General features: G+C 68.9%; 30 protein-coding genes. 16 read left to right on the top strand and 14 right to left on the bottom strand.

Features of this window, described 5'->3' with window-relative positions; translation table 11 throughout:
- Positions 1-91: 91 nt before the first annotated feature.
- The 9 genes from clpB to IEZ09_RS04400 all read left to right on the top strand — a co-directional run bounded on the left by clpB (position 92) and on the right by IEZ09_RS04400 (position 7,898).
- Positions 92-2,677, top strand: a complete 2,586-nt coding sequence (gene clpB, locus IEZ09_RS04440) for an ATP-dependent chaperone ClpB (RefSeq protein ID WP_189252276.1) — start codon at positions 92-94, stop codon at positions 2,675-2,677.
- Between the two features lie 37 nt (positions 2,678-2,714).
- Positions 2,715-3,119 (top strand): hypothetical protein, encoded by a 405-nt coding sequence (locus IEZ09_RS04435; RefSeq protein ID WP_189252275.1) that lies wholly within the window; start codon positions 2,715-2,717, stop codon positions 3,117-3,119.
- 15 nt (positions 3,120-3,134) lie between these two features.
- Positions 3,135-3,821, top strand: a complete 687-nt coding sequence (locus IEZ09_RS47660) for a metalloregulator ArsR/SmtB family transcription factor (protein WP_308202366.1) — start codon at positions 3,135-3,137, stop codon at positions 3,819-3,821.
- 1 nt (position 3,822) lies between these two features.
- Positions 3,823-4,200, top strand: a complete 378-nt coding sequence (locus tag IEZ09_RS04425) for a VOC family protein (protein ID WP_189252274.1) — start codon at positions 3,823-3,825, stop codon at positions 4,198-4,200.
- Positions 4,201-4,259: 59 nt separating this feature from the next.
- Positions 4,260-4,994, top strand: a complete 735-nt coding sequence (locus IEZ09_RS04420; RefSeq protein ID WP_112226517.1) for a TtfA family protein — start codon at positions 4,260-4,262, stop codon at positions 4,992-4,994.
- A 424-nt stretch (positions 4,995-5,418) separates the two neighbouring features.
- Entirely contained in the window at positions 5,419-6,192 is a 774-nt protein-coding gene (locus IEZ09_RS04415) for an SDR family NAD(P)-dependent oxidoreductase (protein ID WP_189252273.1), read from the top strand.
- A gap of 37 nt (positions 6,193-6,229) precedes the next feature.
- Complete coding sequence (locus tag IEZ09_RS04410; RefSeq protein ID WP_189252272.1) at positions 6,230-6,544, top strand: hypothetical protein; 315 nt, start codon at positions 6,230-6,232, stop codon at positions 6,542-6,544.
- Positions 6,541-7,458, top strand: a complete 918-nt coding sequence (locus IEZ09_RS04405) for a WXG100 family type VII secretion target (RefSeq protein WP_189252271.1) — start codon at positions 6,541-6,543, stop codon at positions 7,456-7,458. Before IEZ09_RS04410 ends, IEZ09_RS04405 begins: the two co-directional genes overlap by 4 nt.
- Positions 7,455-7,898, top strand: coding sequence for a hypothetical protein (locus IEZ09_RS04400; protein WP_189252270.1), 444 nt, complete (start codon positions 7,455-7,457; stop codon positions 7,896-7,898). Before IEZ09_RS04405 ends, IEZ09_RS04400 begins: the two co-directional genes overlap by 4 nt.
- On the opposite strand, the gene IEZ09_RS04395 is transcribed toward IEZ09_RS04400, so the two are convergent.
- Complete coding sequence (locus IEZ09_RS04395) at positions 7,899-8,447, bottom strand: hypothetical protein (RefSeq protein ID WP_189252269.1); 549 nt, start codon at positions 8,445-8,447, stop codon at positions 7,899-7,901.
- 65 nt (positions 8,448-8,512) lie between these two features.
- On the opposite strand from IEZ09_RS04395, the gene pyrE reads away from it, so the two are divergent.
- From pyrE to IEZ09_RS04375, 4 genes are all read left to right on the top strand, one after another.
- Entirely contained in the window at positions 8,513-9,067 is a 555-nt protein-coding gene (gene pyrE / locus IEZ09_RS04390; RefSeq protein ID WP_189252652.1) for an orotate phosphoribosyltransferase, read from the top strand.
- Between the two features lie 67 nt (positions 9,068-9,134).
- Positions 9,135-9,503, top strand: a complete 369-nt coding sequence (locus IEZ09_RS04385; protein ID WP_189252268.1) for a DUF2784 domain-containing protein — start codon at positions 9,135-9,137, stop codon at positions 9,501-9,503.
- Positions 9,463-10,140 (top strand): TrmH family RNA methyltransferase, encoded by a 678-nt coding sequence (locus IEZ09_RS04380; RefSeq protein WP_189252267.1) that lies wholly within the window; start codon positions 9,463-9,465, stop codon positions 10,138-10,140. The genes IEZ09_RS04385 and IEZ09_RS04380 overlap by 41 nt, the downstream gene beginning before the upstream one ends.
- A 25-nt stretch (positions 10,141-10,165) precedes the next feature.
- Entirely contained in the window at positions 10,166-11,263 is a 1,098-nt protein-coding gene (locus IEZ09_RS04375) for a glycoside hydrolase family 76 protein (protein ID WP_189252266.1), read from the top strand.
- Here IEZ09_RS04375 and IEZ09_RS04370 read toward each other — a convergent pair.
- Both IEZ09_RS04370 and IEZ09_RS04365 read right to left on the bottom strand, forming a co-directional pair.
- On the bottom strand, positions 11,250-11,984 hold the full coding sequence (locus IEZ09_RS04370; RefSeq protein WP_189252265.1) for a sugar phosphate isomerase/epimerase family protein: 735 nt from the start codon (positions 11,982-11,984) through the stop codon (positions 11,250-11,252). The genes IEZ09_RS04375 and IEZ09_RS04370 overlap by 14 nt on opposite strands.
- On the bottom strand, positions 11,978-12,952 hold the full coding sequence (locus IEZ09_RS04365; protein ID WP_189252264.1) for a LacI family DNA-binding transcriptional regulator: 975 nt from the start codon (positions 12,950-12,952) through the stop codon (positions 11,978-11,980). Before IEZ09_RS04365 ends, IEZ09_RS04370 begins: the two co-directional genes overlap by 7 nt.
- Before the next feature lie 33 nt (positions 12,953-12,985).
- Between IEZ09_RS04365 and IEZ09_RS04360 the strand changes: the two genes are divergently transcribed.
- Both IEZ09_RS04360 and IEZ09_RS04355 read left to right on the top strand, forming a co-directional pair.
- On the top strand, positions 12,986-13,831 hold the full coding sequence (locus IEZ09_RS04360) for a PfkB family carbohydrate kinase (protein WP_189252263.1): 846 nt from the start codon (positions 12,986-12,988) through the stop codon (positions 13,829-13,831).
- A complete protein-coding gene (locus IEZ09_RS04355) occupies positions 13,795-14,430 on the top strand; it encodes a nucleoside/nucleotide kinase family protein (RefSeq protein ID WP_189252262.1) in 636 nt (211 codons plus the stop codon). Before IEZ09_RS04360 ends, IEZ09_RS04355 begins: the two co-directional genes overlap by 37 nt.
- Here the strand turns inward: IEZ09_RS04355 and IEZ09_RS04350 are convergent.
- Together IEZ09_RS04350 and IEZ09_RS04345 are read right to left on the bottom strand one after the other, a co-directional pair.
- Positions 14,427-15,329, bottom strand: a complete 903-nt coding sequence (locus tag IEZ09_RS04350) for a right-handed parallel beta-helix repeat-containing protein (protein ID WP_189252261.1) — start codon at positions 15,327-15,329, stop codon at positions 14,427-14,429. The genes IEZ09_RS04355 and IEZ09_RS04350 overlap by 4 nt on opposite strands.
- A gap of 137 nt (positions 15,330-15,466) precedes the next feature.
- Positions 15,467-16,135 (bottom strand): DedA family protein, encoded by a 669-nt coding sequence (locus IEZ09_RS04345; protein WP_189252260.1) that lies wholly within the window; start codon positions 16,133-16,135, stop codon positions 15,467-15,469.
- A 156-nt stretch (positions 16,136-16,291) separates the two neighbouring features.
- On the opposite strand from IEZ09_RS04345, the gene IEZ09_RS04340 reads away from it, so the two are divergent.
- Positions 16,292-17,668: an FAD-binding oxidoreductase gene (locus IEZ09_RS04340; RefSeq protein WP_189252259.1), complete on the top strand. Its 1,377-nt coding sequence runs from the start codon at positions 16,292-16,294 to the stop codon at positions 17,666-17,668.
- 13 nt (positions 17,669-17,681) lie between these two features.
- Here IEZ09_RS04340 and IEZ09_RS04335 read toward each other — a convergent pair whose 3' ends face one another.
- The 9 genes from IEZ09_RS04335 to IEZ09_RS04295 form a co-directional block, all read right to left on the bottom strand.
- Positions 17,682-19,118 (bottom strand): amidohydrolase family protein, encoded by a 1,437-nt coding sequence (locus IEZ09_RS04335; RefSeq protein ID WP_189252258.1) that lies wholly within the window; start codon positions 19,116-19,118, stop codon positions 17,682-17,684.
- Positions 19,119-19,141: 23 nt separating this feature from the next.
- Entirely contained in the window at positions 19,142-19,354 is a 213-nt protein-coding gene (locus IEZ09_RS04330; RefSeq protein WP_189252257.1) for a hypothetical protein, read from the bottom strand.
- A 3-nt stretch (positions 19,355-19,357) separates the two neighbouring features.
- On the bottom strand, positions 19,358-20,503 hold the full coding sequence (locus IEZ09_RS04325; RefSeq protein ID WP_189252256.1) for a glycoside hydrolase family 18 protein: 1,146 nt from the start codon (positions 20,501-20,503) through the stop codon (positions 19,358-19,360).
- 37 nt (positions 20,504-20,540) lie between these two features.
- Positions 20,541-21,110, bottom strand: a complete 570-nt coding sequence (locus tag IEZ09_RS47390) for a TetR/AcrR family transcriptional regulator (protein WP_189252255.1) — start codon at positions 21,108-21,110, stop codon at positions 20,541-20,543.
- Positions 21,053-22,339, bottom strand: coding sequence for an FAD-dependent oxidoreductase (locus IEZ09_RS04315; protein WP_189252254.1), 1,287 nt, complete (start codon positions 22,337-22,339; stop codon positions 21,053-21,055). Before IEZ09_RS04315 ends, IEZ09_RS47390 begins: the two co-directional genes overlap by 58 nt.
- A gap of 71 nt (positions 22,340-22,410) precedes the next feature.
- A complete protein-coding gene (locus IEZ09_RS04310) occupies positions 22,411-23,085 on the bottom strand; it encodes a DedA family protein (RefSeq protein ID WP_189252651.1) in 675 nt (224 codons plus the stop codon).
- 68 nt (positions 23,086-23,153) lie between these two features.
- Positions 23,154-23,348, bottom strand: coding sequence for a hypothetical protein (locus IEZ09_RS04305; protein WP_189252253.1), 195 nt, complete (start codon positions 23,346-23,348; stop codon positions 23,154-23,156).
- Positions 23,349-23,352: 4 nt separating this feature from the next.
- On the bottom strand, positions 23,353-24,504 hold the full coding sequence (gene nagA / locus IEZ09_RS04300) for an N-acetylglucosamine-6-phosphate deacetylase (protein ID WP_189252252.1): 1,152 nt from the start codon (positions 24,502-24,504) through the stop codon (positions 23,353-23,355).
- On the bottom strand, positions 24,501-25,412 hold the full coding sequence (locus IEZ09_RS04295; RefSeq protein ID WP_229812239.1) for an ROK family protein: 912 nt from the start codon (positions 25,410-25,412) through the stop codon (positions 24,501-24,503). Before IEZ09_RS04295 ends, nagA begins: the two co-directional genes overlap by 4 nt.
- Positions 25,413-25,432: the final 20 nt, after the last annotated feature.

The following is a 25,432-nucleotide window of genomic DNA, read 5'->3' as shown; positions in this document are numbered from 1 at the left end:
CACGTTCTCGTAGTTGAGCGGAACAGACTCAACTTTTCTGACGTTGTGCGGGATGATGGTCCATGCTGGAAGCTGACCACGAGGTGGAGGAATGGACGCTTTCAACCCGACGACGAAGACGCAGCAGGCGGTTTCCGCGGCGGTGCAGGCCGCCACGCTCAACGGGAACCCGGACGTGGGGTCCGTGCACCTGCTCAGTGCACTGCTGGCGCAGACGGACGGGTTGACCGCGCCGTTGCTGTCGGCCGTGGGCGCCGACCCGACCCTCGTGCGCAAGGAGCTGGAGCAGCTCTCCCGCTCGTTGCCGAGCGCCTCCGGCTCGACCGTCTCCGCGCCGCAGCTCTCCCGCGACGCCGTGCGCGTGCTCGGCAAGGCTCAGGAGCTCGCCACCGAGATGGGCGACGAGTACGTGTCCACCGAGCACCTGCTCGTCGGACTCGCCCAGCACGGCGGCCAGGTCGCCGACCTGCTGCGCCGCCACGGTGCGACGCCGGACGCGTTGAAGGACGCGTTCCAGAAGGTGCGCGGCTCGGCGCGGGTGACCTCGCCCGATCCGGAGGGCACCTACAAGGCGCTGGAGAAGTACGGCGTCGACCTCACCGAACGCGCCCGCAAGGGCGAGCTCGACCCGGTGATCGGCCGTGACGCCGAGATCCGCCGGGTCGTGCAGGTGCTGTCGCGGCGCACCAAGAACAACCCGGTGCTGATCGGCGAGCCCGGCGTCGGCAAGACGGCGATCGTCGAGGGCCTCGCGCAGCGCGTGGTGGCCGGTGACGTGCCGGAGTCGCTGCGCGGCAAGCGCGTCGTCGCCCTCGACCTGGGCTCGATGGTCGCGGGCGCCAAGTACCGCGGTGAGTTCGAGGAGCGGCTCAAGGCCGTCCTGAAGGAGATCACCGACTCGGCCGGCCAGGTCATCACGTTCATCGACGAGCTGCACACGATCGTCGGCGCCGGCGCGACCGGTGAGTCGGCCATGGACGCCGGCAACATGATCAAGCCGATGCTGGCCCGCGGCGAGCTCCGCATGGTCGGTGCCACGACCCTGGACGAGTACCGCGAGCACATCGAGAAGGACGCCGCCCTGGAACGCCGCTTCCAGCAGGTGCTGGTCGGCGAGCCGTCGGTGGAGGACACCGTCGGCATCCTGCGTGGCCTGAAGGAGCGTTACGAGGTGCACCACGGTGTGCGCATCACCGACGCCGCCCTCGTCGCCGCCGCCACGCTCTCGGACCGCTACATCACCGCGCGCTTCCTGCCGGACAAGGCGATCGACCTCGTCGACGAGGCCGCGTCCCGGCTGCGCATGGAGATCGACTCCCGCCCCGTCGAGATCGACACCGTCGAACGTGCCGTCCGCCGGTTGGAGATCGAGGAGATGGCGCTGTCGAAGGAGTCCGACGCGGCCTCGCTGGAGCGCCTCTCCGCTCTGCGCGCCGAGCTGGCCGAGAAGCGCGAGGAGCTGTCCGCGCTGACCGCCCGCTGGCAGAACGAGAAGGGCTCGATCGATCGCGTTCGCACGCTGAAGGAGCAGCTGGAGTCGTTGCGCGGCGAGTCGGAACGAGCCGAGCGCGACGGCGACCTCGGACGTGCCGCGGAGCTGCGCTACGGCCGGATTCCCGCGCTGGAGAAGGAACTCGAGGCAGCCTCAGAAGCGTCCACTCAGGACGCGGCCATGCTCAAGGAGGAGGTCGGCCCGGACGACGTCGCCGACGTCGTGTCGGCGTGGACCGGCATTCCGGCAGGCCGCCTGCTGGAGGGCGAGACCGCGAAGCTGCTGCGCATGGAGGAGGAACTCGGCCGCCGAGTCGTTGGCCAGGCCGAGGCCGTGCGGGTCGTGTCGGACGCGGTGCGCCGCACGCGCGCCGGCGTCGCCGACCCGGACCGCCCGACGGGCTCGTTCCTGTTCCTCGGCCCCACCGGCGTCGGCAAGACGGAGCTGGCCAAGGCGCTGGCGGCGTTCCTGTTCGACGACGAGCGGGCGATGATCCGCATCGACATGAGCGAGTACTCCGAGAAGCACTCGGTGGCCCGCCTGGTCGGTGCGCCTCCCGGCTACGTCGGCTACGACCAGGGCGGCCAGCTGACCGAGTCGGTCCGCCGCCGCCCGTACTCCGTGGTGCTGCTGGACGAGGTCGAGAAGGCGCACCCGGACGTGTTCGACGTGCTGCTGCAGGTGCTGGACGACGGTCGCCTGACCGACGGCCAGGGCCGGACCGTGGACTTCCGCAACACGATCCTGGTGCTGACCTCGAACCTGGGATCCACCGCGATCGCCAATCCGTCGCTGTCGGAGGTGGAACGGCGCGACGCCGTGATGTCGGTGGTGCAACGGCACTTCAAGCCGGAGTTCCTGAACCGCCTCGACGACGTCGTGGTGTTCCACGCCCTCGCCACCGAGGAGCTGACGTCCATTGTGGACATCCAGATCGCCCGGCTGGCCGAGCGGCTGGCGGCTCGCCGGCTGACGCTGGACGTCACGGCGGCGGCTCGCGACTGGCTGGCGTTGAACGGGTTCGACCCCGTGTACGGGGCCCGGCCGTTGCGGCGGCTGGTGCAGTCGGCGATCGGTGACCAGCTGGCGAAGGAGCTGCTGGCCGGTGAGGTCCGCGACGGCGACACGGTCCGGGTCGACGTGCTGGACGACCAGTCCGGGCTGATCGTGGGCCGCGGCGTCTGACGTTCTTTCCCCCGTGGGGCCGGGTAACTTCGGCCCCATGGGGGACTTTCGATACGTGCGGTTCCAGGCGGCGCAGCCCAACGCGCGTGGTGCTTTCGCCGGGGTTTTCGGGCTGTTCAACGGGCTGGCGAGGTCCGGGCGGCTGACCGAGGAACAGGAGTCGTTCCGGCGGGTGAACAACGCCTGGTTCAACGAGGCCTACACCGACCCGTCGACGGTCGACCCGACCGTGTACGACCGGACGATCAATCCCGGCGCGACCGCGTGGTTCAAGTCCGGTGCGACGCATCTCGTGGATCGCGTTTCGGGCTATCTGGAGATCCTCGACGCCCACGGCGTGGCGTGGCAGAAGCTGGAGTCCGACGATCCCGGCCGGATCATCTACGAGGACGGCGACCAGGTCGTCGTTGTGCCGCACGACCAGTGCATCAAGCTGGATTGATGTATTGTCCCTGGTGTGTCCAGGACGCTGCCGCCGTTCCTCCGGCTGATGGCGGACCCGCTGCGCTGGCAGCTGGCGTGTGAGCTGGCTGCCGGTGACCGCAGGGTCCGCGAGCTGGTCGCTGCGGTGGCAGAACCGCAGAACCTGGTCTCCTACCACCTCAAACAGCTGCGCGACGCGGGCCTCGTGACCGCGCGGCGCAGCAGTTTCGACGGCCGCGACACCTACTACCACCTGGACCTGGAGCGGTGGGCCCAGGCGCTGGCCGAGACCGGCGCCGCCCTCACCGTCGCCGCACCGTCCGTGCCGCCAGGCACGAGGGTGCTGTTCGTGTGCACCGGAAACAGCGGCCGGTCGCCGATGGCTGAAGCGTTGCTGCGGCACCGCGCCGGCGACCGCGTCGAGGTCGCCAGTGCCGGGAGCCATCCGAAGCCGTTGCACCCGGACGCGGTGCGGGCGGTGGCCGAGCACGGCATCGCGCTCGAGCACGAGCCGACTCATCTGGACACCGTGCGTCGCAGCCGTTTCGACCTCGTCATCAGCCTGTGCGACCGGGTGCGCGAGGTGCTGCCCGCCTTCGCCGGCGGGCCGCGGCTCATCCACTGGAGCATTCCCGATCCGGCTCGTGAGGCCGAGACGTGGCCGGCGTTCCGGCGCACCGCCGCGGACCTCGCGAGCCGGATCCGACTTCTGGAGGTCTGAGATGACCACCGATCTCGTGAGCGTCAGGTACCTCGTTGACGACGTCGACGCCTCGCTCGCCTTCTACACCGGGAACTTCGGGTTCGAGGTGCGCACCAACTTCGCACCGGCGTTCGCCGACGTCGTCCGCGGCAACCTGCGTCTGCTGCTCAGCGGGCCGACCAGCTCGGCAGGACGGGAGATGCCCGACGGCACCAAGCCCGGCCCCGGCGGCTGGAACCGGATCCATCTGATCGTCGCCGACATCGACGCCGAAGTGGACCGTCTCCGCGAGCGGGGTGTCCGGTTCCGCAGCGACGTGGTGAAGGGACCTGGCGGGCAGCAGATCGTGCTCGACGACCCGTCGGGCAACCCGGTGGAGCTGTTCCAACCGGTCTAGAACCTGCGACGCGCGGAAGTGATCTTCGTTCCTCGGGCCGGACCCACTACGCTTCATTTGTGGGCATACCGGCGTGGGTCTGGTTCACCGTCGCCGCGGTGGCGGGCGTGGCGGGGTTCGCCCTGCTCGCGACCGACCGGGCGCAACGAACCGCGCGTAATCGTGAACGGCGCCGTTGGGCTGCTCTGCGCGGCTGGCAGTTCGAGGAGACAGACCACGTGCTGCCGACTCGCTGGGAGGCGGGCGCCATCGCGTACTACGGCACCGGGCTCGCCCGTGACGTGGTCGCGGGCTCGACCTTCACCGCGGACGGCAGGCGTCAGGTCTACGTGCTCGACCACGAGACCGGCGGCAAGGTCAACTCGGTGCTGGTCGGCGTGCGCTGCCGCAGAGCGCTGTCGGTGGTGATCGAGCTCTGGCTGTCGACGGTCCCGTTCCAGCGCGACAACGACAAGATGCCGATGCCGGACCTGCTCGGGCCGGTGGGCTCGCGCTACGCCTTCGTCACCGACGTGCCGGCCGCCCGCAAGATCATCACGCCGGACCTGATCGACGCCGCCGAGGAGATCGGTGGCGACGTCACGGTCGTGTGGCTGGAGAACGACTGGGTGCTGGCCGCCGCGCCGCCGAACTCCTCACCTGCGCGCCTGGAGCGGCTGCTGCGCGACATCGGCGAGCTCGCGGACGTCATCGACCCGTTCGACCCGGACCCCTCCGAGCGCGAGGAGCCGGTGGCGGAGGACGACGAGGGTGGCGAGGTCTACCGTCCGTCGTTCGGCCGGAAGCAGCCGTAACCGAGACTTTCTCGTAACACTGGGTGATCAAGTACGCGATCTACCGCGCGTCGTCGACTGCTCACCAGCGGTATTCCAGTCCGTCACCAAAGTGGTGTGACCTACGTCACACTTCACTCTGTGTAAAACATTTCCCGGTGATTCAGATACTCCGTGCGTAAGGCGTCGTGTCCCCGAACCCCCCGGAGGGAATCACGATGTACGGAGGAAAGGTAGTTCCGCCCGTAGCCGTCGCAGGCACGGCGTCCGCTGTGACGCTGGCCAACACGGGTGCATCGGTCGGATGGTTGCTGTTCGGCGGAGTCGCTCTGGTCGTTTCGGGCCTTGCACTGCGTCTGCTCGTCCTTCGTCGCCCGACGAAGAACGGAGCGTGATCATCGGCGCGCTTCCGACCCCGACCTAGATCCGACTACCGTGCCGAGGCATGCCAACCGCACTGGTGACCGGATCGACCGTCGGGATCGGGGCCGCCTTCGCCCGCAGGCTCGCCGCAGAGGGATACGACCTCGTGCTGGTCGCGCGCACGGCGTCCGCGCTCGAGGAGCTCGCGCAGCAGCTGCACGACCGTCACGGCGTGCACGTCGACGTCCTGCCCGCCGACCTCAGCGACCACGGTGACCGCGCCAAGGTCGAGGCCCGCCTGGCCGAGTCGCCCGTCGACCTGCTCGTCAACAACGCGGGCTTCGCCAACACCGGCGAGTTCTTCGCCGCGGACGTCGAGAAGCTGCAGGCCCAGCTGGACGTCAACGTCGCCACGGTGCTGCGCCTGTGCAGGGCCGCCATTCCCGGCATGATGGCGCGCGGCAAGGGCGACGTGATCAACGTGTCCAGCGTCGCCAGCTTCCTGCCCGGCCGCGGCACCAGCTACAGCGCCGACAAGGCGTGGGTGACGTCGTTCTCGGAGGGCATGTCCCTCGCGGTCGGACACTCCGGCGTGCGGATCATGGCTCTGTGCCCCGGTTTCGTGAAGACCGAGTTCCACAAGCGGGCCGGCATCGACATGTCGAAGACGCCGGACTGGCTCTACGTCGACGCCGACCGGCTCGTCCACGAAGCCCTGCGCGACCTGCGCCGCGGCAAGGTGCTGTCGATCCCCGGCGCCCAGTACAAGGCGATCGTGAGCGTCACGAAGGTGCTGCCGCGCGCCCTGGTGCGCAAGATGGCCTCCCGGTTCGCGGGCGGACGCGGCCGCACCTGAACGGAACCAGCTGGACCAACCGAGCGTCGGAGCCCCTGTGAGTGAACAGTTCCACGTCGTGCCGGACGAGCTGCGCGGGTACAGCGAGCTGCTGGACCGCAACGCCCAGCACTTCCTGACCATCAAGGATCACGCGATCTCCAAGGGCGGTGACACCAGCGGGTTCACCGGCCTGCTGGCGTTGCTGCATCCCGTCGTGACCGGCGTCGCGAACCTCTACGGGGAGACGTTGGACTTCGCGAACAAGATGATGCTCAAGGACTCCGAGGCACTGAAGAAGACAGCCGACTCCTACGAGAAGGTCGACCTCCACGGCGTCCAGCTGATGCAGAACGCGGGAGGTGGCCGATGACCACGGCCTACGCGGACGTCGAGGACCCGTCGGTCGCCCTCAGGGCGGCGGCGGAGGACCGCCCAGGACGTCAGACCACCAAGGAACTCATCGAGAAGGCCGGCTGGAAGATCCAGGGCGTCAACTGGATCTACGAGAAGGTCACCGGCGAGAACCTCGTCGAGTCGCTGATCAACCCGCTGCTCGGCGACTTCGAGAAGATCGACGCCAACGCCAACGCGTGGGACCAGGTCGCCAAGGCCCTGGACTCCGTGCGCCACAACGTGGGCGAGGGCGTCAACCAGCTCAACCCGCACTGGAACGGCAAGGCCGCGCAGGGTTTCGAACGCCGCATGGACACCATGTGGGTCATCGCGATCGAGGCGGACTCCCAGGTCGCCCGGATCATCGGCAACAAGTTCCAGTCCATGGCCCAGACCTGCCGGACGGCGTGCGGCCTCGCGCTGACGCTGCTCGACATGCTCGTCACCAAGCTGATGGAAGCCGTCATCCTGGCGCCCATCCCGGTGGTCGGCTGGGGCAAGGCCGTGTGGGTCGTCTACGACTGCATCCAGATCGTCGACCGCATCCGCAAGATCATCCTCTCGATCCAGCAGATCATCGAGGGCGTCAAGGGCATGGTCGACGGCATCAAGGCCATGGGCACCGCGCTGATGAAGCTCAAGGACGTCCGTGACGTCAACGACGCCCTCGACGTGGTCGACGGCGTGCAGGACGGCAAGCAGAAGTACGACAACGGCAAGTCGGCCGTCACCGGTGGCCTCAAGAACATCGCCTGGGACGGCTACAAGCTCGGCAAGTCCGGCCACGCCGCGTCCACCCGGTACAGCGGTGGGAACAGCGGCGGTGGCGCAGGTGCGGGTGCCGGTGCCGGCTCGGGCGGGACCGGCAACTCGGGCGGAGGACAGCAGTGACGTTCCCCTACGACCAGGCCCGGTTGCAGGCGCTGTTCGACGACGTCGACGCCAAGACCGCGGCAGCGGTGCAGGTCGCCCAGCAGGCGGCCCAGTACCAGCCGCGGTCGCGCGGTGTCAGCGAACAGGACCTCGCCGAGATCGAGCGGTACGCCCGCAGCGGCAACGCGCCCAAGGAGTTCAAGGACCTCCAGCAGCGCATCGACTCCGGTGAGTTCAGCTGGAAGGACATCGCGTCCGGCCGCGTCATGGACGAGGGCGTGCAGAAGGCGCTCGCCACCGGCGTCCCTGACCTCCAGCGCGCCTACACGGCGATCGAGGAGGGCCAGGACATCGACGACATCATCGCGTCGGGCAACCCGGCCGCTCCCCAGCCGCGCTCACGTCGTGACGACGACGAGGACGACGGCCCGAGCCACTTCCGCCAGGACGCCTGGTAGTCAGGCAGGCCAGTCCATGCTGTTGCTCAGGTGGCTGGTCCCGGTGCCGCGCACGACGTCGAAGGCGACGGCACACGCGAAGGCGAGCGAGCGCAACGGTTCGGCGGCGGTGGGATTGATCTGCACGTGATCCCGCCGGACCCGCCGGCCGTTGCGCTTGGCGCGCCTGCCGGTCTCGATGCGGCCGATGTCACCGAAGAAGCACAGCTGCTGGCCGTTCGCATCGTGCAGTGACTGCCGCCACGCGCCGTGCGTCTTGATCGTCCCGATCAGCTGCCCCTGCGGCGTGCTGACGCGCACGTGCGGCCGGCGCCCGAACCGCTTGCTGATCTGCATGAGCGGCTGGCCGTTGGGCGCCACGGCGTCCAGGTCGAACGTCGTCCAGCCGGAGAAACCGGTGTACCGCAACGGCAGCTGCAACCCGGCTCCGGTGCGCTCCCTGACCACCGCGACCGGGGCGTCGTGCTCGTCGAACACCTCCACCCGGTAGTGCGGCCGGAACAAGAGGCTCATCGCGGTCCACGGCTGTTCGACGTAGAGGGTGCTCACGGTGATGCAGGGTATGCGGCACCAGCCGCCCGTGTGTGCGAAGCTGACGACCCGTGCGAACTGAAGTGGTCTTGGACGCGAACGCGAAGTCGGAACTCGCTCGTCTGGTGAGCGAGTTGGCCGTGGTGCACGGCAAGGTGACCCTCTCCAGCGGCAAGGAAGCCGACTACTACGTCGACCTGCGCCGCGCGACGCTGCACCACGCGGCGGCCCCGTTGATCGGCAAGCTGCTGCGGCAGCTCACCAGCGACTGGGACTTCGTCGCCGTCGGCGGGCTCACCCTCGGCGCCGACCCCGTCGCCTACGCGATGATGCACTCCGCCGCGGCCGCCGGTGACGTGCTCGACGCCTTCGTCGTGCGCAAGGCCAGCAAGACGCACGGCATGCAGCGGCAGATCGAGGGCATCGACGTGCGGGGCCAGCGCGTGCTCGCCGTCGAGGACACGTCCACCACGGGCGGTTCGGTCCTCACGGCCGTCACGGCGTTGCGCGAGCACGGTGCCGAGGTCGTCGGTGTCGCCACGGTCGTCGACCGCGGTACGGGTGCCAAGGAGGCCATCGAGGCCGAGGGGCTGCCGTACCGGTACCTGCTGGACCTGAACGATCTCGGTCTTGCCTGAGGTTCATCCGGTTTATCGAGCGCGGTTCGAGCTACCCCGTCCTAGTCTGGAGGGCGGGGTGGTGCGAATGGCCAGGTTCCTTGCTGAAGCGGTCATGGCGTTGCACTTCACGGTGCTCGCGTTCCTGCTCGTGGGCGGTTTCCTGGCGTGGCGCTGGCGGTGGGTGATCTACCCGCACCTGGCCCTCGGCGCGTGGGCGGTGCTGAGCATCGTGACTCCGACGGTCTGCCCGCTCACGGTGTGGGAGAACGACCTCCGCGAGCTGGCGGGCATGCCGCTGCTGGAGACCGGGTTCATCGACCACTACATCGATGGCGTCTGGTACCCGGAGAGCGCGTCGACGCTGGTGCAGCTCGTGCTGGGGTCGATCGTGATCGTCTCGTGGATCGGCTTCTATGCTGGCCACCGTGCTGCTCGAAGGCTTTCACGCTGTTAAGCACGCGTTGCGCTTCGGTGCCGACGTGCATCCGTTGATCACCACGGACCTCAGCGCCGCGATCAGCCTCGCCGAGACGCACGCACCCGACCTGATCGAGAAGTTCAAGGCCGCCACCGAGGTCGACAAGGCCGGTTTCGTCGTCCGCGTCGGCCGCACCCACCCGACGGGCGTGGCCGGGTTCGCGGAGAGGCCGGACCTGCCGTTCGACCGCGGCGCGCCGATCGTCCTGCTCGACAACCCGCGCAACCTGGGCAACTTCGGCGCCACGATCCGCGTGGCGGCCGGTCTCGGCGCGGGTGGCGTGATCTCCACCGGTGACGTGGATCCGTGGCATCCCAACGTTCTGAGGGGCTCGGCAGGCCTGCACTTCGCGTTGCCGGTCGCCAAGGCGGAGAACCTCGACTTCGACGGCGAGCTGATCGCGTTCGACGCCGACGGTGATCTCCTGACCGGCCCGATTCCCGACAACGCCGTGCTGGCGTTCGGCTCGGAACGCCACGGGCTGTCGCAAGAGGTGCGGGACAAGGCGACCAGGATCGTGCGGTTGCCCATGCGCGAGAAGGTCAGCAGTTACAACCTGACAACTTCTGTCGCCATGGGTCTCTACCACTGGGTGATTCACCGCGCTTCTTGACCGGTCAAGCACGCACCATGACGCAGTGGTGATCGCGAAACTGCTGGCGGCGCGCGCGGGCGTCGCGGAGCGCGCGGTGTACTCCAGGCACCTGCGGCGGGTCTGGGGTGTGCCGGGCACGCTGCTCGGAGCGCGGGCGTGGCCTCCGTTGCTGCGGGACAAGCTGCACGCGAGCTTCAACTACTGGTGGCAGGCGCACCTGCTCGACTGCATGGTCGACGGCTACCTGCGCTCGCCCAGCGAGCTGCGCAAGGCGGCCATCGCCAAGGTCGTGCGGGGCATCCGGGTGCGCAACGTCCTCGGCTGGACCAACGACTTCTACGACGACGTGGCGTGGCTCGGCCTCGCCCTCCAACGCGCCGAGCAGATCGTCGGCGTCGCGAAACCCAAGGCCCTCACCGCGATCGCGGCACAGCTGCGGGACGGCTGGACCGACCACGCCGGCGGCGGCATCTGGTGGAAGCGCAAGGACGACTTCAAGAACGTGCCGGCCAACGGCCCTGCCGCGATCTTCCTGGCCCGCCAGAACGACCGCACCGACCTCGCCCGCGCGCGGTCCATCGTGGACTGGATCGAGGACAACCTCGTCGACCCCGTCAGCGGCCTCGCGTGGGACGGTCTGCACGTCCACCCCAACGGCGAGGTCAGGGAGTACGAGAAGAACATCTACACCTACTGCCAAGGGGTGCTGATCGGCGCGTGCGTCGAACTGGCCAAGCACGGCCAGCAGGCGAAGTGGCTCGAGAAGGCCGCCCGCACGATCACCGCGGTCCACGACGACCTCGCCACCAACGGCGTGATCAAGGGGCAGGGCGGTGGTGACGGCGGCCTGTTCGCCGGGATCCTCACCCGCTACCTCGCGCAGGCCGCGCTGACGATCCCCGAGTTCGAACCTGATCTCCACGACACTGCCGACCTCGCCAGGGAGCTCGTGATCCAGTCGGCGGAGGCGGCGTGGCTGAACCGCCTGATGGCGGTGAGCGGCCCGCTGTTCGGTCCGGAGTGGACGGTCCCGGCGGACGAGCGCGAGGGCCGCGACCTGTCGGTCCAGCTCGGCGGGTGGATGTGCCTGGAGGCCGCGGCGCTGCTGGAACGCCACGGCCTGAACGTCACGACGCCTTGAGGTAGCTCAGCAACGTCCTGGCGTCCTCGCGGAACTGCTCCGGCGAGTCGTCGATCACGAACTCCAGCAACGCGTTGCGCTCGATGCCGTCCCGCGCGAGCTCGGTCAGCACCGGCTTCCACAGGTCCCGGCGCGCCGCGAGCGGCAACCGGTCCTGATAACCACCGGGTCCCCACGAGAAGACGTGCGCGGTCACCGGTTCCAGCGTCCGCACCTCGTGCACCGCCGAGAACACGTCCTGGCCACCGCTCGGCTGCCAGTACGGCACCACGCCGTCGACCTCGTCGAGCAGCTGGACCGCGGACTCCAGCGTGTCGGTCAGTGTGTTGCGGTGGTACTCCAGCGCGATCCGCGTGCCCATCGCGTCCGCGTGCTCGACGGCGTGCTGCAGCGCCTCGATCACCGGTCCGCGGTCAGGGCACTCCGCCGACCCGGTCGTGCCGGCCCAGACCCGCACGAGCGGCGCGTCCAGCTCGGCAGCGGTCTCCAGGATCGGCGCCAGGTCGGCCCGATCGGACACACCGGCCCGGTAGTACGACCCGTACGCGGCCACCTTCAGCCCGGTGTCGAGCGCCCGCCGTGCCGCCGCGAAGTCACCGGGCGGCACGTGCACGTCGCCGCCCCACTCCACGGCCTGCAGCCCGCACTCCAGCGCCAGCTCACCGATCTCGGGGATCGTCAGCTGCCGGAACGTCACGGAGACGAGGCCGGGGATCAGCATCCGCAGGACTGCCGGTGCATCAGCGAGGGCGCGAGCCTGATGGTCTCCGGCGGCCGCTGCGGATCCGCGATCCGGGAGAGCAGCAGCTTCACGGCGGTCCGCCCGATCTCCTCGACCGGCTGAGCCAGGGTGGTGAGCGGCGGATCGATCAACGTGGCCCACTCGACCTCGTCGTAGGCGACGACGGCGAGATCCGTGCCGAGCTTCAGGCCGCGGGCGCGCATCTCGTGCAGCATGCCGACCGTGACGAGGTGATCGGCCGCGACGACCGCGGTCGCCGGGTCGTCCTGGTCGAGCAGCGGCGCGAGCCAGCCGCTCTGCGACACCAGCGCCTCGTCCCACTTGAGGCCCGCGCGGCCGAGGCCGAGCCGGTAGCCCAGGATGCGCTCCTCGGTCGTCGCCACGCCGGCCTTGCCGCAGACGATGCCGATCCGCCGGTGCCCCAGTTCCGCGAGGTGCTTCACCAGACCCGAGGTGGCCTGGACGTTCTCCGGCCCGACCTGGTCGATGTCCTTGGCCACGGTCAGCCGGTCGACCAGCACGGTGGGAATGCCGAGCCGCTTGAGCTCCGGCAGCACGAGGCTCCCGGCGCCAGCCGAAGGTGTCAGCAGCAACCCGTCGACTCTTCGCGAGCGCAGCATCCTGACCGCGGTCTGCTCGGATTCGGGGGTGTCCCGCGTGTCGATCAGCACGAGCGAGTAGCCGTTGCGGGTCGCTTCCGACTCGATGGCGGCGATCAGCTCGGCGAAGTACGGGTGGGAGACCAGCGACACTGCGAGGCCCAGTGACTTCGTGCCGCCCATGACCAGCGATCGCGCGATGGCGTCACCCGTGTACCCGGTTTCGTCGATCGCCTTCTGGACGCGCTCTCGCGTGTCATCGGCTACCGGCCTGGTCTCGTTGATCACGTGTGACACCGTGGTGATGGAGACCCCCGCGAGAGCCGCGACATCCCGCATGGTGACCATGGCCGGGACCTTACCCGTTTGGAGGAAGCCCAGATGGCAGCCGTGCTGTGTGTCGGGCTGACAACTCTCGACGTGACTCAGCGGGTGGACGCCTTCCCTGCTCCTGGGGAGAAGGTCCGCTCGCTCGACGCGGTGCTGTCGCCCGGCGGTCCGGCGGCCAACGCGGCGCGCGCGGTTGCGGCACTCGGCGGAAAGTCGGCACTGCTCACCGCGTTGGGTGCCGACGCACTGGGTGAATTTGTCATGGCGTCCTTGGACCCGGTCCAAGTCACCGCAGTGGCCGGTACGACGCCCGTGAGCATGGTTGTCGTCAGAGACGCAGATGGGGAGCGCACTGTTGTTTCGCGCAACGCGTCGATGCCGGTCGTCGCGCCGGATTTGTCCGGCCTGCTCGCCGCCGCGGACGTCGTCCTCTTGGACGGACACCATGAAGGCCTGGTGATCCCCGTCGCCCAGCAGGCGAAAGCGATGGGATTGCCTGTGGTGCTCGACGCCGGGAGCTGGAAACCTGTCCTCGATCACCTGTTGCCGCTGGTGGACGTTGCCGCTTGCAGTTCCGGTTTCGAACGGTCCGAGGCCGAGGTGCACTCCTACGGGGTGCCGCTGGTCATTCGCACGCACGGTGCGAAGCCGGTGACCTGGTCGCGGAACGGCTCGACCGGAGAGGTGCCCGTGCCCGCGGTGGAGGTGAAGGACACGAACGGTGCCGGTGACGTCTGGCACGGCGCGTACGCCTACGCGCTGGCGTCAGGTGCGGACCCGGTCGCCGCCATCGGCTTCGCGTCGGAGGCGGCAGCTGTTCGGGTCGGTGCGGTCGGGGACTGGGTTGAGAGGCTGGCACGGTGGCAGGACAGCAGGTCAGGTTCGAGGAGCTGCTAGAGCGGGCCCGAGCGCTCACCGATCTGGGCGAGCGCAAGATCCTCGGGATCGGCGGGGCACCCGGTTCCGGCAAGTCGACGCTCGCGCGCAGGCTCGTCGAGGCGCTCGACGGCCAGGCCGTTCTCGTCGAGATGGACGGCTTCCACCTCGCCCAGCGCGAGCTGGAACGGCTCCGGCTGGTCGAACGCAAGGGCGCGCCGGACACGTTCGACATCCCCGGTTACGTCGACCTGCTCGGCCGGATCAAGGCGTGCGGGCCGGACATGATCTACGCGCCGGAGTTCCGCCGCGAGATCGAGGAGCCGATCGCGTGCGCGGTGCCGGTGCACCCCGACGTCCCGCTCGTCGTCACCGAGGGCAACTACCTGCTGCTCAACTACGACAAGTGGAAGCGGGTCCGGATCATCCTCGACGAGGCGTGGTTCCTCTTCATCGACGAGGACGTGCGCGTGCAGCGCCTGATCGACCGGCACCTGCGGTACGGGCGCACCTTGTCGGAGGCGCGGGAACGGGTGCTGCACGGCACGGATCACGTCAACGCGCTGATGGTGAATTCGTCGAAGGGCTCAGCGGATCTGCTGATCACCGAGGTGCTCTAAGAGCACACGATGGTGAAGCAACCGAGGGCGTCGTTGTTCGAGACGTTCTTTCCACCGTCCTTCACGGTGCCCGCCGTCGCCCACATTCCGTATTGGCCGTTGTTCTCACTCGTGTTCTTGCGAACGGTGATGTCGAGTGGAACGGGAATGTCGATGCGCAGGCCGTCTCCGGCGTTGTCGGCGAAGGTGTTGCGTTCGATCACCAACGGGCCGGTGAGCGTTTCCTTCGGGTCGACGAACAGACCGGCGGATTTCATCTTCTCGAACCTGTTGCCGCGGATGACCCCGTTGACCGGCCGGTGGACGCCGAGCCAGTTGCCGCCGCTGAACGTGTTGCGCAGCAGTTCGAGCCGGCCGGTGGCGATCACCTCGAACCCGTCCAGCTCGCTGTCGCGGATGGTCAGCCGCTCGGATCCGCCGACGGTCAGGGGGTTCAGCCTGGTGTTGACGATGTCGGCCTGGACGGCGCCGACGTGGTTGATCCAGTTCGTCTGTCCCTGGTCACCCTGGATGATCAGGTGGGTCGCGCCGATCTGGTTCATGGTGAAGGTGCTGCGCAGCAGGTGGCACCGCGCACCGCAGAAGAGCCGCCACATGTCGAGCTTGCTGCGCAGGAACGTCACCGACGTCGTGCCGGTCCAGTCGTAGACCGCGTTCGAGCTCTGCCGGCCGACGGCCATGTCGACGAACCTGGTGCTGGTCGCGTCCGCCGCGACGATGTTGCCGGGAATGGTGCCGTTGCGGATCGTCGTGCCGTCGACGCCGGTCAGGCTGAGCGCGGGAGAACCGTTCAGCCTGTGCCCGTTGAGGTCGAGATTCACCCCGTTGGCTCCGATGACGAGTCCGGTGACACCCGGACATTCCAGATCGGCGGTCAACGCGATGCTCTGTCTGAGCACGTCACCGCAGTTCGGCATCGCCTCTGCCCGTGTCGGTGTTACTGCGCCGAACAGTGCAATCGAAACGACTAATACGCCGAAAAATTGCATGCCTGAACCCCTTTTGCCTTTCGGTGAAAGGCCAGGGTGGCAGGTTTTCAGCGGGCGTGGTGCTCGCTGACGTGCTCGAGGTCCTCGCTGGTCTCGTCGATCGGCTTGCGCATCTCCTGCCGGTAGCGCCAGATGCCCCACCCGGTGCCGCCGAGGAAGAACGCGATGCTCACGATCAACGCGGCCGTCTCCAGCCACGGCAGCTCCTGCAGGATGCCCGCGCCGTAGTACCCGGCGAGCACCAGCGTCGGCACCCACGCGATGGCCCCGATGGTGGTGGCCAGCGTGAAGCGGCGGACGTCCATCCGCGCGGCACCGGCGATCATCGGCGCCAGCGTGCGGATCCACGGGATCCAGCGGGCCAGCACGACGGCCCAGAACCCGCGCCGGTCGAGGAAGTCGCCCGCGCGTTTCAGGTTCTGCCGGTTCAGCACCTTGCCGCCCTTGCGGGCGAGCACGCGCGTACCGGTGTGCCTGCCGATGTAGTAGCCGACCTGGTTGCCGACAACGGCCACGACGAGCGCCACCCCGGACAGCGCCCACGCCGACAGCTCGCTGTTGTGCTGCGCCAGCACCACGCCGGCGGCGAACAGCAGCGAGTCACCGGGCAGGAACAACCCGAAGATGAACGCGCACTCGAAGAAGATGAAGCTCAGCACGATGACCCACACGGCCACCGGACCTGCGGTCTCCAACGAGGCGAAAGCATGCGCCACGGTGACCCAGCCTACGTCGTGCTGCGCCGGCGGCACGGCGACATCGGTTCAACAGGTCGAGGAAATCTGGATAGCGCACGTTCGGTCACCACGTGAACTCCCTTCTGCTGAGATCACTTTCGAGTGAACCAGTCGAATCGGACTAGCGTGGGGCGTATGGAGACCTTGCTCGACGAACTCCGCGCTGCACTGGGTGACTCCGGCGTGCTCACCGATGCCGACGTCACCGCCGGCTACCAGCGGGACATGATGCCGCTGGCACCGTACGGCAGCCCGATGGCGGTGGTGTTCCCCCTGAACACCGAGCAGGTCCAAGCGGTGGTGCGGGCCTGCGCGCGCCACCAGGTCCCCATTGTCCCCCGCGGCGCGGGCAGCGGCCTCTCCGGTGCCGCGAACGCCGTCGACGGCTGCGTCGTCCTGGTCACGACCAAGATGGACGCCATCGTCGAGATCGACGCCGACAACCGCCTCGCCGTGGTCGAGCCGGGCGTGATCAACCTCGACCTGCGCGGGGCCGTCGAGAAGAACGGCCTGTTCTACCCGCCGGACCCGAGCAGCTACGACTGGTGCACGATCGGCGGCAACCTCTCCACCAACGCGGGTGGCCTGTGCTGCGTGAAGTACGGCGTGACCACCGACTCCGTGCTCGGCCTGGAGGTGGTCCTGGCCGACGGCGAGGTGCTCAGGACCGGCCGCCGCACGGTCAAGGGCGTCGCGGGCTACGACCTGACCAAGCTCTTCATCGGCTCCGAGGGCACCCTGGGCGTGATCACCAAGGCCACGCTCGCCCTGAAGCCCCTGCCGCAGGCTCCCGCGACCCTGGTCGCCGCGTTCAGCAGCACCACCACCGCCGGTGCCGCGGTCAGCCGGATCGTCCGCGAGGGCCTGGTGCCGTCGCTGATGGAGATCATGGACCGCACCTCGATCGAGGCCGTGGAGCGGTACCTGAAGACCGAGCTGGGCGCTGGCCCCGGCTGCGCGGCTCTGTTGATCTGCCAGTCCGACGCGGGCGGTGAGCAGGCCCGGCACGAACTGCAGCAGATCGAGGCCATCTGCTCCGAGGCCGACCTCGTCTACGCGACGCACGACATCAACGAGGGCCGCGACCTGCTGACCGCGCGCCGGGCCGTGCTGACCGCCCTGGAGGTCTACGGCTCCTGGCTGACCGACGACGTGTGCGTCCCGCGCACCCGCATCGCCGAGCTGATCCAGGGCTGCGAGGACATCTCGAAGGAGGTCGGCCTCAAGATCGCCGTCGTCGGCCACGCGGGCGACGGCAACATGCACCCGACGATCGTCTACGACTCGACCTCCGAGGACGAGTTCGCCCGCGCCCAGAAGGCGTTCGACGACATCCTCGCGGTCGGGCTCGCGCTGGGCGGCACGGTCACCGGTGAGCACGGCATCGGCAAGATCAAGCGCGAGTGGCTGGCGAAGGAGATCGGGCCGGTCGGCCTCCGGGTCCACCGCGACATCAAGCGCGCGCTGGACCCGGAGAACCTGTTCAACCCCGGCTCGATGTTCAGCCTCTGACCAGCCCGCGGCCTCAGCAGCACTGCGCCTGGACAGCGCCGATCGGCTCCTGAGCCGCCTTCTCCACGTCCGCGAGCATCTGCTGCCGTTCCGCCGATCCGAGCACCCGGCCGCGGGTCAGCACGGCGTGGATCCGTTGCGTGTTGCGGATGTCCTTGAGCGGGTTGCCGTCCAGCACGACGAGGTCTGCCTCCCCGCCGGGCGTGAGCCGGGTGCCGCGCGTGCCCGCCTTCAGCGCGGCGTGCGGTGACAGGCCCGCCTCGACCAGCAGCTCCAGCTCGTCGTGCACCGAGAAGCCGGAGAACACGTACGGGTTGCCCGCGTCCGTGCCGACCAGCACCTCCACGCCGAGCTCGTGCATCTCGGCGACCTGGTCCGCACGGCGCCGGAAGAACTCGGCCTGTTGCCGGATCTCCTGCGGGGTGACCGGAACCCACCGCTTCAGGCCGTCCCGCCAGAGGTCCCGGTAGAAGGCCGGCATGTACTTCATCCGCGGGTCGTTCTCGAACCGGTCGGCGGGGCTCGCGTACACCCGCATCGCGACCATGGTCGGGCACAGCGCGGACCCGTTGCGCCGCAACAGCCTGGCGAGCTGCACGGCTTTGCCGCGGCTGTGCGACGACGCGGCCTCGCGTTCGAACTCCAGCACCTGCTTGAACCACGCGAACGGGTCAGCCGGGTCGAGCGGCAGGTCCGCGATCCGTTGGCGCAGCTCGGTTTCCCTGGAGCTCGTCGCGAGCGGCAGGCCGTACATGTGCTCGAAGGTCTTCTGTCCCAACGAGCTCGCGTCGCCGAGAGCGACGTGGTTCGAGCAGTGGCCGGCGAACGTGATGTCCTGCCGTGCACACTCGTCCGCGATCGCCGCGAGCGTCGGCCGGTCCAGGTACGAGTACACCTTGACGAAGTCGGCACCCTGGGTCTTGGCGTCACGCACGGCCTGGCGTCCCTCGTCCGGCGTGGCGACGATCAGGGCGCCGGGCAGCGTCGAGTGCGGGCCGTCGATGATCGAGCTGCCCACGACGAGTCGCGGGCCGAAGACCTCGCCCCGTTCGATGCGGGCGCGCAGCTCGTAGAGCGGCGGGAAACCCCACATCTCGCGGATGCCCGTCACGCCGTTGACCAGGCACAGCGGCAACGTGATGCGGTGCAGGAACGCGCCGTGCACGTGCATGTCCCACAGCCCCGGGATGACGAACTTGCCCGGCAGATCGAGCACTGTGGAGCCGCGCGGCAACGGCAGGTCGTGCGAGCCGACGGCGAGAATCTTGTCGTCCGCCAGCACGATGGTGGCGTTGGGGTAGACGCGTGAGGAGTCGACGAGAGTGACGCCTCGCAGCGCGGTGACGCCCACGGAGGCACTGGCCCGGCCCGGTGCGAGCAGGCCCATGCCCGCTGCCGCACCGAGCCCGGCCAGCCAGCCCAGCACTTCACGTCGAGTGGTGTCAGTCATGCCGTTCAACCAACACCTTGACGTTACGTCAGACTCAAATCCTCAAGCACCGCACGTGCTTCCTGTGCCCAGAGCGGGCTGGAGCTCAGCTCCACGAGCTCGGGCACGAGCACGGCGCGGTGTTCGGGCTCCAAGGTGTCGGCGACGTACTTCAGCGCTGTCGCCACCTGCCACGCCGTCCGGCTGGTCAATGCCCGGCGCAGCAGTGCGATGCGGTCTTCTGCCTGGTGGTGCATGGCTCAGCGCGACATCGCCTTCAGCAGCGAGTGCTGGGCGTCGTCGTGCCCGAGCTCCCACATGAACGTGCCGAGCAGGCCGCGGGAGCGGGCGAAGTCCGCGCGGAGGCCGATCGACCGCGGGTTCTCGTAGGAGACGAACTTCTTCTCGGCCGCGTTGTACAGCCACGGCGACCGCGCGACCGGGTGCCAGTACTCCTTCCAGCCGGGAGTTGCCTTCAGCTTCAGCGCCTCCTCGTAGCCGTCGACCCAGAACGCGCTGTCGTAGGCCTGGTAGAGGCCGTGCTGCGGGCCTTCGGTCTGCACGTTGAAACCGCGGCCGTAGAACGGGACGCCGAGCACCATCTTGCGCGGGGAGACGCCGTGCCGTTCGTAGTAGTTGATGGCGCCGACGACGTTGTTCCACTTGCGGTCGGCCGGCGGCATCGGGTCGTTGGAGACCTCGCGGAACGGCGCGTTGAACGTTGCCACGGGCGAGAAACCGGTGCCCATGTCGTAGGTCATGACGTTGATGAAGTCCATGATCTGCGCCAGCTCGCGGAGCTCGAACGACTTCGCCGGGTCGTACGGGCCGTCGGTCTGCAGGCGGCCGGTGGGCAGCGCGGCCGTGACGAGCCTGCGCGATCCGAGCGCCTTGCGGAAGTCGCGGGTCAGGAGCGTCATGTTGCGCTTGTCCTCCGGCCGGTCCCTGATCTCCGCAGGACCGCCGTAGACAGGGAACTCCCAGTCGAGGTCGAGACCGTCGAACGTGCCGTCGCGGAAGAAGAGGTCCACACAGGACTGAACGAGGGTCCTGCGCGATGCTGCGGTCAGCGCGGCGTCGGAGAAACCTCCCGCACCCCAGCCGCCCAGCGAGATCAGGGCCTTCAACGACGGCTTGCGCTGCTTGAGCGAACGGATGTCGGCGAAGTCCTTGGCCGCGGTCGGCGCCGGCATCACGCACTTGCCGTTCTCGATCAGCGCGAACGCGTAGAACAGGTGCGTGATCGGCGTGTCGGAGGGGATCGACGAGATCGGCTTCGAGTCGCTGTACCAGTTGCCGTAGTAGGCGCCGACGACCTTGCGTGGCGCCGCATCCGCCGCAACGACGCCAAGTGAGACGGAAAGCGCGGCCAGCGCGACCGCCAGTCCCTTGCGGAGCAACGACATCCCGGCCTCCACCGCTAGTGGTTTAGACCAAAGCAACCTAGGGGTGGTAGCCGGCGTGCCGCAACAGCGACTTCAGATACGTCTCCAGCTCCGCCGCCGTGCTCTGCTCGGGGTTGGTCAGCGAGTGGTAGAAAAGCGCACCTCCGACCATGTCCAGCACGATGTCGAGATCGGTACCGGGCGGAAATCCGGGACGCAGCAGCTTTTTCAACGCGGCCCGGCGGGGTGCGATGAACAGCTCCCAGTACCGCTTCATCAGCTCGAAGTTGTCCGCCGACGCGCCCACGATCCGGCGCAGCAGCTGGACCGACGTGGGTGTCGACATCAGCGCGGCCCAGCCCTTGATCGTCTCCTCCGGCGGTGCGACGAGCATCCGCTCCGGGTCGAGCGCCGCCACCTCGCGCGGCAGCTCGATCACGTTGAACAGCAGGTCCTCCTTCGTGGCGAACCGGCGGTAGACCGTCGCACGGGTCACGCCCGCGCGACGGGCCACCTGCTCGATCGACGTGCCGTCGAGGCCGCGTTCCAGGAACAGCTCGAAAGCCGCGCTCAGGATCGCGTTGTCCGCCTCGGGGTCGCGGGGACGCCCAGCACTTCGTTCAGCCACGCGGCAAGCCTTTCCTGGTTCGACGGGCCGCGCCACGCCAGGTGCCCGTCCGGTCGCACCAGCAGCGTCTCGCCGGCACGTTCATGGTGCACGACGTCCCCCAGTCGTTCGCGGGCCACCTCCAGGCACGTCGACGGCCCCGCGAGCACCCACCTGCCGACTCGCGTGAACGCGGGCACCCGCTCACCGCCGCGGCGTCCGGCCGCCAGCGGCCCCGAGTACTTCACGTCGAGCTGCGAGGTGAACCGCACGAGCCGCCGTTGCACCGCAGGGAGGTTCAGCACGGGCCACAACACCCGGTCCCGCACGGTCCGGCTCACCACGCCGGGCCCCATCACCAGCCGGGTCGCCGGCGTGGTCGACGCGAGCACTCGTGCCCCGACAGGACGACGTTCGGCTTCGTAGGTGTCGAGCAGCGCTTCGGAGGCCCTGCCCTGCACCACCAGGGCGAGCTTCCAGGCGAGGTTGTCGGCGTCGCCGAGCCCGGTGTTCATGCCCTGCCCGCCCAGCGGGCTGTGGATGTGCGCGGCGTCGCCCGCCAGCAGCACGTTCCCTCGCCGGTAGGTCGCCGCCTGCCGCCGGTGGATGCGGAACGTCGACTCCCACTCCACCTGCTCGATCGGCCCCGGTGTCCACCGCTCGCCGTTCGGTGACATCACCCGCCAGATGCCGCCGGGCAACGGGAAGACGCTCGTGATCGCCGACCCGTCGACGAACAGGTGGATCGACTCGCGGTCGAGGTCCCAGTCCGCGTGAACGTCCCGCAGCAGGAAGTTCTCCATCACCGACTCGCCGTCGAAGGCGATCCCCGCCATCTTCCGCACGGCGGAGTGCGCGCCGTCGCAGCCGACCAGCCAGTCCCAGTCCGACACGGACGAGATCGGCGTGTTCCACTCGATCTGCACGCCCAGCGCGGCCAGCCGGTCGCGCAGCCGTTCCTCCACCCAGGCCTGCGACAAGATCAGCTGGCCGGAGTCGCGCAGGTACTCCATGTTCAGCGCCACTTGGCCGTTGAGCCGCAACGACCGCAGCCGGACCGCCTTGTCCGGCAGGTCGCCCAGCGCCCCCAGTCGTGCCAGCACCTCGGCGCCTCGCGGCTGCACCCCCAGCGCCCGCGACGTCGTGGCCGGGCCCGAAGCCGCGTCCACGATCCGCACATCCACCCCGAACTGCCGGAGTCCGCACGCCAGCGCCAAGCCGGTCGGACCCGCCCCCGCGATAGTAACCATACAAATACAGTACAGCACTGTATTCAAATCGCGCCGGCAAAAAGGCCCGCCGGGTGACGGGCCTCAGTGCGTCAGCGCTCGACGCGCGGGATGACCTGCGTCGCGTCGTCCTGGTGGAGCTGGGCGTCCATGACCTGGGTGATGTCGTCCGCCTCCTCCTGCAGGAGCGACTTCTTCTCCCGGCGCGCCTTGATCACCTCGAAGATGATCGGCACGACCGACAGGAGCACGATGCCGATCAGCGTGATCTCGAGGTTCTTGCGGATGAACTCGACCTGGCCGAGGAAGTAGCCCAGCACGGTCAGACCCGCCGCCCACGCCACACCGCCGATCGCGGAGTAGGTGAAGTACTTCTTGGGGTCCATGCGCCCGACACCCGCCATCGCGGTGATGAACGTGCGGACGATCGGCACGAACCGCGCGAGGACGATGGCGCGCGGGCCGTACTTGTCGAAGAACTCCTGCGTCTTGTCGACGTACTCCTTCTTGAAGATCTTCGACTCCGGCTTGTTGAACAGCGCCGGACCGGCTTTGCGGCCGATGTAGTACCCGACGACGTTGCCGATGAAGGCACACACCGTCAGCAGGATGCAGACGAGCCAGAGCGGCGTCGAGATGTGCCCTGCCGCGACGAAGAGACCCGCCGTGAACAGCAGCGAGTCGCCAGGCAGGAAGAACCCGACGAGCAGCCCGCACTCGGCGAAGACGATCAAGCAAAGCCCGACGAGCATCCACGGGCCGAGCATCGTCAGCAGTTTTTCGGGATCCAGCCAGTCAGGGCCCAATGCAATCGTCACGGGCACAACGGTACAGGTCAGCTGAGCGTGATCACTGCGGCCACCGTGCCCGCTGCCAGGCCCAACAGCAGCGCGAGGCCCAGCACCAGCCACGCGGACATGGGTGCCGGGCGGTCTTCACGAACCGGGACAGGTACGGCAAATCCGGCATTCGTGCTGGTCGCCTGCGCTCGCAAGGCGTCGGTCACCAGCCGTTCCGGATCGTCCGCCATCCACCTAGTCCTTGACCCACTCGCCCCTGACCATCACGTCCCTCGGCTTCAATTCTGCATCCAGCACGACGAGGTCGGCCGCACATCCGGGCTGCAGCTTGCCGGTGTCGAGGCCGAGCAGCTCGGCGCCGCGGGTCGCGGTGGCGTACGCGGCCTCCACGAGCGACAGCCCGCAGGAGTTGACGGCGTTGCGGAACGCCATGTCCATCGTCAGCGTGCTGCCCGCGAGCGACACGCCACCGGCGAGCGTCGGAACGCCGTCGACGACGCGGACCTCCAGCCCGCCGATGTCGTACACGCCGTCGCCGACACCGGCGGCCGCGATGGCGTCGGTGATGAGGACCGTCCGCTTGAGACCGGCGTGGCGCGCGGCCAGCCGGACGGCGGTCGGGTGCAGGTGCACGAGGTCGCAGATGAGCTCGACGGTGACGCGTTCGTCGTCCAGCAGCGCGCCGATCGGGCCGGGCTCGCGGTGGTGCAGCGGGCGCATGCCGTTGAACAGGTGCGTCGCCACGGTGGCACCGGCGTCGACGGCCGGGCGGACCTGCGCCTCGGTCGCGTCGGTGTGGCCGATGGCGGCGATGATGCCCGAGTCCACCAGCTGGCGCACGGCGCTGACGGCGCCCTCCAGCTCGGGCGCGATGGTGATCATCCGGACCGTGCCCTTGCCCGCGTCCAGCAGCTTCGTCACCGCGGTCTGCTCCGGCGGGCAGAGGATGGCCGGGTCATGCGCACCGCACCGCGCGGCGGACAGGAACGGGCCTTCGAGGTGCACGCCCGCGACCACGCCCTCCTGGACCAGCTCGGCCAGCGCGGAGACCTGGTCGGCCAGCTCGGGGACGGGACGTGACACCAGCGAGGCGAGCATCGTCGTCGTGCCGTGCTTGCGGTGGGCCGCGGCGGCCCTGCGCACCTTGGCCGGATCGCTGCTGGTGAACGCGTCACCACCGCCGCCGTGGCAGTGGATGTCGACGAAGCCGGGCACGATCGTGCCGCCACCGGCGTCGGTCGTCGGGCCGTCCGGTGCGGCACCCTCGCCGACAGCGGCGATCCGGCCGTCCCTGACGCTCACCCACCCGTTCTCGAGCACCCTGTCCGGCGTGACGACCCGACCATTGGTCAGGGTCACGTCGACAGGTCCACCCCACGTGCTCATGACGCCTCCAGCATGTCGATGGCCAGCAGCGCCGCGCCGAGGAAGCCCGCCTCGTCGCCGAGCGCCGCGAGCCGCAGCTCCGGTCGGCGCTGGAAGGCGATCAGCCCGTCCAGCCTGTCCCGCAACGGCTCCACCAGCAGGTCTCCTGCGAGTGCGAGCCCGCCACCGAGCACGACGGCTTCCGGGCCGAGCAGCGTCGCCAACACCAGGATCCCCCTGGCGAGCGCGTCCACGGCCTCGTGCCACACGGCGACTGCGTCCTGCTCCCCGCCGGCCACCCTGCGTGCGACTTCGGCGGCACCGTTGACGGGGGTGCCGGTACGCGCGGTGTACCGGCGGGCGATCGCCGCGGAGGACGCCACTGTCTCCACGCAGCCGATCTGGCCACACGCGCAGGGCACGCCGTGGCCGACGTTCACATGTCCGATCTCTCCCGCGTAGCCGTCGCCGCTGAAGATCTTGCCGTCGAGCAGCAGCGCGCCGGCGATCCCGGTGCCGATGGGCATGATCACCGCGTTGCGCAGGTCCTGCGCGGCACCCATGCGGCACTCGGCGAGCCCGGCGGCGCGGACGTCGTGCCCGAATGCGACGGGGACGCCCAGCCGTTCCGTCATGACGGTGCTGAACGGGAACCGGCTCCACGGCAGGTTGGTCGTGTACACGCCGACACCGTTGGCCTCGTCCACGATCCCGGGCGCCACGATCCCCACGGCGTCGATCTCGTGCTCAGAGGCGTGCCTGAGCTCGTCGACGAGCTCGGCGATCACGGCGAGGAGCGGCTCCAGCTCGCCGGGAGTTGCGCGGCGGGCGTGCTTCTGCGCCGCCACCTCCCGCGAGGTACCGGTGACCAGCGCCGCCTTGGTTTCGGTGCCGCCGATGTCGACGGCGACCACGTGTCTGCGTGCCACGGGGACTGATCCTGCGGCAT

The sequence above is a fragment of the Lentzea flava genome (assembly GCF_014648475.1).
GTDB lineage: Bacteria > Actinomycetota > Actinomycetes > Mycobacteriales > Pseudonocardiaceae > Lentzea > Lentzea flava.
This window is presented reverse-complemented; position numbering and strand designations above follow the sequence as displayed.